Below are 7,228 nucleotides of genomic sequence, written 5' to 3'. Positions count from 1 at the left end.
CGCTCGCCGACAAATAGCGCGATCAGAATGCCGCCACTTAGCGCGAGCGTTTACACCGTTCGCGGTCCCGATCGGCCCAGCGTCCCCCGGAACCGTTCGTTATCGGGAAGGCATCTAAGCGGTCTGCACCATCCTTCATCTAAAGTTCTCCAAGCGCTTCTGAGGATTTTCGGGCGCACCAAAAGCACTTGCTCCTCCAGTGGCTGGAGCATGTAACCGCAATTTGCTCTCCTGCGGACGGGGGGCTGGAGGTGGCTTTTTGACGGCCCGTGTTGAAGCAATCGGTATGTCTCGACGCTCATTAGTGGCGCGGCTGGTGGCCTGTGGAACCGGCTTGGTGCTCGGTTCTCCAACGCTCGCGCGACAGACTTCCCGGTCTGCGGGCTCGTGGAACTTCGGTGCGGCTCACCTCGAATGGGAGCCGCTGGAAGTCGGCACGGGTGATACCCTCCTTGTTTCGGCACAAGTGCGCGGAGTGCCGGTGCGGGCGGTGCTCGACAGTGGCAGCGGCGCGTCGATCATGAGCACGGCGCTCGCGGCGAAGCTCGGCTTGAACGATGGTGAGCGGCGCATGATTAGCGGGCTGAGCGCCAAGGCCCCGGTGCTGCTGGTCCGCGACATCGACGTACAGCTCGCCCGCGAAACCCGTCGCTTACCCTTTGCCGTCGTTGGTGATCTGAGTTCAGTGTCGGCGGCCTTCGGACGACCGATCGATATCCTCCTCGGTGCCGATATGTTCACGGGTAGCTGCATCGCGCTCGATTTCGCGAAAAGGCGTATGGCGGTCGTCAAGTCAGGCACGTTTCTCGCCGGTCCCGACTGGCGCGCTGTCGCGCTCGGGCGCGGTGCCAAGCAGGAGCTGTTCATTCGAGCTTCCGTCTCGGGTTTGCCTCCCGTGCCCTTGATGATCGATCTTGGCAGCTCGGCCGCGCTGATGCTCTCGTCGGCCTATGCCCGCGATCAAGGGCTGTTGAACGGGAAGCTCGTCTCGACCGCGGCGATCGGCGGCGTCGATGGTGTGCGTATCAACGATGCTTTCACGATCCAGAACATCAACATCGAAGGGCTTGGCGTCTCGAACGTCCCCACACTCGGGATGAGAGCTTGGCTCTCCACCAGCACGGTTGGCAATGTCGGCCTACCGCTGATCGCTCAATTCGACGTGGTGTTCGACGTGACCGCCGGATTCGTGTGGCTCCGGCCACTCGGTCCTCGTCGTCGCCTGCCGATGCTGAAGGACCGTAGCGGCCTTGGCCTCGCAGCCTCACCAACGGCGCTCACCGTTGTTCATGTGGCGGCGAACAGTCCCGCGGAAAAGGCTGGCTGGGCGGTCGGCGACCGGATCGTGGCGGTGAACGGCCATTCGATCGATGCGAACTATACGCGTGGGGAGCTCTGGCAAGTGCGCTCCCGGCCTGCTGGCACCCTCGTAAAGCTGACGATGGCCTCGGGTGATGTGCGCGAGCTCAGGCTGGCCGATTATTATTGATCGGCTTGAGGGTGGCCTTTGCCGATCGCCTTCATGATCCGACAATCGGCCATGCGCGCCTTGGTGCAGCTCTGGCTGAGCATTGCCAACTCATCCCGCAACACCGCGAGTTGCGCCAGTCTCTCCTCCACATCCTTGAGGTGCTGAGCAGCGATAGCTGAGGCGGCACCACAATCCTGGTCCGGGTTCTGCGCCAGCCCCATCAACGAACGGATCTCGTCGACGGAGAAGCCAAGCCGGCGACCGTTGCGGATGAAGTGCAAACGCTCAATGTCACTGGCATCGTAGGTTCTGCGACCCGACGCCGTGCGAGGGGCGGATCGGAGCAACCCGATCGACTCATAAAAGCGGATCGTCGTCACCTTCGTCGAGGTCTCGCTGGCGAGCTGCCCAATCATCACCGGCTTCATCATGCCATCCTTGCTTATGCGAACGTGTCGCACATTTCGCTTGCTTCTACAGCGACTGGAGGTGGTAAGGAAGGCCGCATGAATGCTTCTACCGAAAGCTGCGGGTGCCACGGGGAGCCCGCGCGCGCGCAAACCGATCCGGCCTATCGCCGTGCGCTGCTGACCGTCGTGGTGCTCAACCTCGGCTTCGGAGTCGCCGAGCTGTTCGGCGGGTTCATCGCCGATAGCCAAGCGCTGAAAGCGGATTCCCTCGATTTTCTCGGGGACGGGTCGATCAGCCTTATCGGTCTTCTCGCGCTTGCCTGGTCCGCACGGGCGAGGGCAAAGGTCGCGCTGACGCAGGGGTTGTTTCTCGGTGCGCTTGGCGTGGGCGTAATCGGTTTCGCGATTTGGCGCGCCCTGAACGCAACCGCGCCCGATGCCGAACTGATGGGCACAATCGGCGTTGTCGCGCTCGCGATCAATGTCGTGTCCGCCTTGGTGCTTGCGCGTTTCCGGGAAGGGGACGCCAATGTTCGCGCGATCTGGCTGTTCAGCCGCAACGACGCGCTCGCCAACGTGGCGGTGATCGCCGCGGCCGGTCTGGTGGCGTGGACAGGAAGCGCCTGGCCGGACCTCGCCGTCGCCGGCCTCATCGCCCTCCTGTTCCTCCACTCCGCTTATGAAATCGTCACTGGCGCTCGGCGCGAATTGGGAGAGCGGTAGTGCGTCTGCTCGCGTTGATCCGGGCAATGCTCTCGTTGCGGCTGCTCTCCGCGCTCGCGGCGCTGCTGATCCCTGCTGCGGCAATCGCCGAACCCGGCGACGTGCAAACCGCATGGCGGCTGCTCGACTATATGGCCGTCGATTATGGCGGCGCGGTCGCCAACGGTCGGATCAAGAGCACGTCGGAATATGCCGAGATGACGGAGTTCGCCGCGTCGGTCTCGACACGGCTTCAGGGCCTGCCGGCGAAGCCGGAGCGTCAAGCCCTCATCCAGCGGGCTGCCAACCTCCAGGCGGTGATCGCGGAAAAGGGACCGACTGAACAGGTGGCAACATTGGCGCACGGGCTCGCGGCCGATCTGTTGCGCGCCTACCCGGTGCCGCTCGCGCCCGATAAGGCTCCGAACCTCGTCTCCAGCGATGCCCTGTTCCGACAATCCTGCGCGTCCTGCCACGGGATGACGGGCAACGGCCGTGGCCCTGACGCCGCCAAGCTCGCTACGCCCCCGATTGCTTTCACCGATGCCGAGCGCGCGCGCCAGCGCAGCGTGTTCGCGCTCTATCAGGTGGTGACGCAAGGCATCGACGGGACCGCGATGCAGAGCTTCGCCGATCTGCCCAACGATCAGCGCTGGGCGTTAGCATTCCGAGCCGGGAGCTTCGCCTTCACGGATGCGCAGGCGCGCGAAGGCGAGCGGCTTTGGAAATCCGACCCGACCCTTCGCCGGCGCATTCCGGACCTGAAAACCCTGGTCGCGCTCACCCCGGCCGCGCTCGGCGCGGCGATCGGCGACGCCAAGGCTGACCCAGTGCTCGCGTTCCTGCGTCGTCATCCCGAACAGGTGATACAACAGGCTCCCGGCTCGCTCGCGGTCGCCCGCGCCAAACTCGCCGAAAGCGTGGCGGCTGCGCGGCGCGGCGATGCGCGCATGGCGAAAGAGCTGGCGCTGTCGGCCTATCTCGATGGGTTCGAGCCGATCGAGCCAACACTCACCGCGCGCGACGCGACGCTGATGGGTCGAATCGAGGGCGCGATGGGGGAGTTCCGCGCCTCGATCGACCGGGGCGCGTCGCCCGATGATCTCGCGGAGAAGGTCGCAGTACTGGGCGGCCTTTTCGACGATGCGGAAGCGGCGCTCGCGCCTGATGCCGCCACCGAAGCGTCCACGTTCCTGGGCGCGTTCACGATCCTGCTGCGTGAAGGGCTCGAAGCCCTGCTCATCGTTGTCGCCATGATCGCGTTCCTGCGTAAAGCCGAGCGCGGCGAGGCGCTGCGGTACGTGCATGGCGGCTGGGTCAGCGCGATCATCGCGGGCGGGATCACCTGGGCGGTCGCCACCTATGCGATCGGGATCAGCGGTGCGAGCCGGGAGCTGACGGAAGGGTTTGGCTCGCTGTTCGCCGCGGTCGTGCTGCTCTCGGTCGGGATTTGGATGCACGGCAAGGCGCAGGCCGATCAGTGGCAGCGCTATATTCGCGAGAAGATGTCGCGGGCGCTCTCGGGCGGGTCGGGCTGGTTCCTGTTCGGGCTGGCGTTCGTCGTAGTTTATCGCGAGGTCTTCGAGACGATCCTGTTCTATGCCGCGCTTTCGGCGCAAGGTGACAACGGGATGCTTCTCGCGGGGGCCGGGTCGGCGATTGGACTGCTCAGCCTGATCGCTTGGGCCATGCTTCGCTACAGTCGCAAGCTGCCGATCGCGCAGTTCTTCCGCTATAGCTCCTGGCTCATGGCGGTCCTGACCGTCGTGCTGGCGGGTAAAGGCGTCGCCGCGCTCCAGGAAGCCGGCCTTATCAACATCGCACCGCTCGCGGACGTGCCACGGCTGTCGATGCTCGGCGTGTTTCCCACTTGGCAATCGGTGCTGGCGCAACTCCTGATGGCGGTCGCCATTGCGGTCGGGTTCGCCTGGAACGGGCGCGACCGATCCCGCTCGGGTTCCGGCTCAGTGACCCTTGGTTCGAATTAGTGCAATGACATGAAAACCCTTCCGTGATAGAGGCAAGCTAGTGCGAGCCTTTTTGCCTTTCCTGACATGCCTGATGCTGGTCCTGACCAGCTTCTCCGGCATGGCCCATGCCGCCGATCTGGCGGGGGGAAGCATCGCGGGCGTTGAGTTCACGGTCCATACCGCCGGTGACATCGATCAGGTGCCATCGGACTCGGACAAGAATGTCCCGCATCATCACAATTATTGTCACGGACACGACGTCGGCGCGCCTGCGCGCACGACGATGGAATATACCCCCGTCCTCACAGTGCCCAAGCCGACAATCTCCGCCTCTGCGTCGCTCGACGGCCGCACCGGCATGGTCCATTTGAGGCCCCCCCAAGCCTGACGTCCGATTTGGGCGTGCGTTGGCGCGCCCCTGTCGATCATCGTCAGGAGTCCTATTTTCATGAATCGTATCCTCGCGGCCATGCTGGCCGCAGCGTCTTGCGCCACGATGGCGCAGGCGCAGGTCGGACCGTCCGCGCCTGTTGCGCAGGATGCGCCGGTCTACACGCTTGACCAAGCGGTCAGTGCAGCGGGCGGTTCGGCCCCTGCTGCGGAAGCGGCGACAGCTGGAATCGACGCGGCCCGTGCAGGTCGCACAGTCGCCGGCTTGCGGCCCAATCCGGTGGTTCAAGGCCAAGTCGAGAATGTCATCGGCTCCGGGCCGTATCGGGGGGTCCGCAGCGCGGAAACCACGGTCGGCTTTGCGATCCCGATCGAGCTAGGCGGCAAGCGCGGCGCCCGCGTCGCGGTCGCCAATGCGCAATTGTCCCGGGCCGAGATCCAGGCCGCGATCATCGCGGCGGATGTCCGGCTTCAGGTAACGCAGCTCTATGTCGAAGCGGTCGCGGCCGATCGCCGGGTAATGACAGCCCGCGATCAGGCCCGGATCGCCAGCGATGCGCTGCGGGCCGCGAGCGTTCGCGTGCAGGCAGGGCGGGCATCGCCACTCGAGCAACAGCGCGCGGATGTCGCGCGTATCAATGCCGACGCCAATGTGGAGCGGCAGCTTCGCTTGGCCGAGGCGGCCCGCGCCAATCTGGCGCGTCGGATCGGACGGCCGATCGACGGCCTGCTCGATGACACGCTGCTCGATCGCCTTCCCGGTGTGAACGTCTATGGGCCGTTGGCACCGGTCAACACGACCGGCACACTCGCGCTGGCGGCAGCCAACGCGGATTTCTCCATTGCCGAAGCCGGCGTGCGGCTCGCGCGCGCCAATCGCGTGCCTGACCTGAACGTCGGGCCGTCGATCCGCCGCCTGGAAGCGACCAACGACATGGCGGCGGTGTTCAGCGTGTCGATCCCGATCCCGGTGTTCAACAATGGTCGCGCCGCGATTGCGCAGGCGACCGCGCAGCGGACCCAGGCGGATGCGCAGCGCCGCGTGACCGCGCTCGACATCGAACAGGCGATCACGGACGCGCAGGCGCAGGCGGCCAATGCCGCAACGACGGCTCGTGCGGCGTCGGGGCCGGCGCTGGCGGCTGCACAGGAGGCCGCCCGCATCGCGCGGATCGGCTATCGCGAGGGCAAGTTCGGCCAGCTCGAATTGCTCGATGCTGAACGCACGCTCGCCGAAACGCGGGTCGCCGCGATCGACGCGCTTGCCAATTACCAGAATGCCCGCGCGCAAGTGGAGCGACTGACCGCTCGTGCGCCCAATGGGGGGAATCAGTGATGAAGAGCTTTTATCTCGCGGGCGCGGCGTCGCTCGCCCTGCTCTTGGCTGCCTGCGGCGGCAAGGATGGCGGAAACGAGGCAACTGCCGAAGGCGCAGCTGCCAATGAGACGGCAGCGGGCACGGAAAAGGGCGGTGCTGAAGGCGGTCATGCCGGTGAAGGCGTCGTCACATTGGGTGCCGACCAGATCGCCACAGCGGGCGTCCAGGTCGGACGGCCGATCATCGGCGGGGCCGGGACGATCGAGCTGCCCGCGATCATCGAGGGCGACCCACAGGGAACGCAGGTCGTCTCGGCCGCAATTGCGGGACGCGTGGTCGCGCTCACCCGTAACCTCGGCCAATCGGTCGGACGCGGCCAGACCATTGCGGTCATCGAAAGCCGCGAGGCGGCGCAGATCAAGGGCGAGGTCGAGGCGGCGCGGGCGCGGCTTCAGCTCGCTAATTCGAACCTCGCGCGCGAACAGCGGCTGTTCGCGCAGAGAGTCTCCCCTGAACAGGATCTGATCGCCGCCCGCACAGCGGCGACGGAGGCGCGGATCGCCCTGACGCAGGCGCAGAGCATGGTTTCGGCGGCGGGTGTCGGCGGCGGCGGGCTCAACCGGCTCGGCATTGCCGCGCCGATCTCGGGCCAGATCATTGCGCGCCCCGTGACGCTGGGACAAACGGTCGCGGCGGATGCCGAACTCTATCGCATCGCCAACCTGAGCCAGGTGTCGATCGCGCTTAATCTCAAGCCCGAGGATGCGGGCCGGGTGCGTCCCGGCAATACGGTGCTGGTGAAGGCGGCAGGCCGTCAGGCGACCGCCCGCGTGACCTTCGTGTCGCCGGCGCTTGATCCGCAGACGCGGCTCGTGCCTGCGCTCGCCACCCTCGACAATCGCGGTGGCGAATGGCGGGTCGGCGAGCCTGTGACGGCAGCCGTGCAGCTCACGGGCAGCGGCGGGAG

General features: G+C 65.9%; 7 protein-coding genes. 6 read left to right on the top strand and 1 reads right to left on the bottom strand.

Going from position 1 to position 7,228, the window contains the following annotated elements; all coding sequences use genetic code 11:
• Positions 1 to 286 precede the first annotated feature (286 nt).
• Positions 287 to 1,489 (top strand): aspartyl protease family protein, encoded by a 1,203-nt coding sequence (locus AX709_RS00440; protein ID WP_013039112.1) that lies wholly within the window; start codon positions 287 to 289, stop codon positions 1,487 to 1,489.
• Here AX709_RS00440 and AX709_RS00435 read toward each other — a convergent pair.
• A complete protein-coding gene (locus tag AX709_RS00435; RefSeq protein ID WP_004212867.1) occupies positions 1,483 to 1,899 on the bottom strand; it encodes a MerR family transcriptional regulator in 417 nt (138 codons plus the stop codon). The genes AX709_RS00440 and AX709_RS00435 overlap by 7 nt on opposite strands.
• A 78-nt stretch (positions 1,900 to 1,977) precedes the next feature.
• Here AX709_RS00435 and AX709_RS00430 point away from each other — a divergent pair, with 78 nt between their 5' ends.
• The 5 genes from AX709_RS00430 to AX709_RS00410 all read left to right on the top strand — a co-directional run.
• Positions 1,978 to 2,604 (top strand): cation transporter, encoded by a 627-nt coding sequence (locus AX709_RS00430; RefSeq protein WP_004212870.1) that lies wholly within the window; start codon positions 1,978 to 1,980, stop codon positions 2,602 to 2,604.
• A complete protein-coding gene (locus AX709_RS00425) occupies positions 2,604 to 4,571 on the top strand; it encodes a cytochrome c/FTR1 family iron permease (RefSeq protein ID WP_004212871.1) in 1,968 nt (655 codons plus the stop codon). The genes AX709_RS00430 and AX709_RS00425 overlap by 1 nt, the downstream gene beginning before the upstream one ends.
• A 73-nt stretch (positions 4,572 to 4,644) precedes the next feature.
• Entirely contained in the window at positions 4,645 to 4,941 is a 297-nt protein-coding gene (locus AX709_RS00420; RefSeq protein WP_007406840.1) for a hypothetical protein, read from the top strand.
• A gap of 60 nt (positions 4,942 to 5,001) precedes the next feature.
• Positions 5,002 to 6,279 carry a TolC family protein gene (locus tag AX709_RS00415; protein WP_004212875.1) on the top strand — a complete coding sequence of 426 codons (1,278 nt, stop codon included), beginning with the start codon at positions 5,002 to 5,004 and terminating at the stop codon, positions 6,277 to 6,279.
• Positions 6,279 to 7,228, top strand: a 950-nt coding sequence (locus tag AX709_RS00410; RefSeq protein WP_066545594.1) for an efflux RND transporter periplasmic adaptor subunit, incomplete at its 3' end; no start/stop codon positions are given. The genes AX709_RS00415 and AX709_RS00410, both read left to right, overlap by 1 nt.

This window comes from Sphingomonas sp. CCH15-F11 (assembly GCF_001557005.1).
Lineage (GTDB): Bacteria > Pseudomonadota > Alphaproteobacteria > Sphingomonadales > Sphingomonadaceae > Sphingomonas.
Note: the sequence above shows the minus strand (reverse complement) of the source record. Positions and strands in the feature narration are given on the sequence as shown.

What these genes read in the sequence shown, in the direction of transcription:
- AX709_RS00440 (WP_013039112.1), top strand. Translation starts at nt 287, where the DNA reads ATGTCTCGACGCTCATTAGTGGCGCGGCTGGTGGCCTGTGGAACCGGC.
- AX709_RS00435 (WP_004212867.1), bottom strand. Translation starts at nt 1,899, where the DNA reads ATGAAGCCGGTGATGATTGGGCAGCTCGCCAGCGAGACCTCGACGAAG.
- AX709_RS00430 (WP_004212870.1), top strand. Translation starts at nt 1,978, where the DNA reads ATGAATGCTTCTACCGAAAGCTGCGGGTGCCACGGGGAGCCCGCGCGC.
- AX709_RS00420 (WP_007406840.1), top strand. Translation starts at nt 4,645, where the DNA reads ATGCTGGTCCTGACCAGCTTCTCCGGCATGGCCCATGCCGCCGATCTG.
- AX709_RS00415 (WP_004212875.1), top strand. Translation starts at nt 5,002, where the DNA reads ATGAATCGTATCCTCGCGGCCATGCTGGCCGCAGCGTCTTGCGCCACG.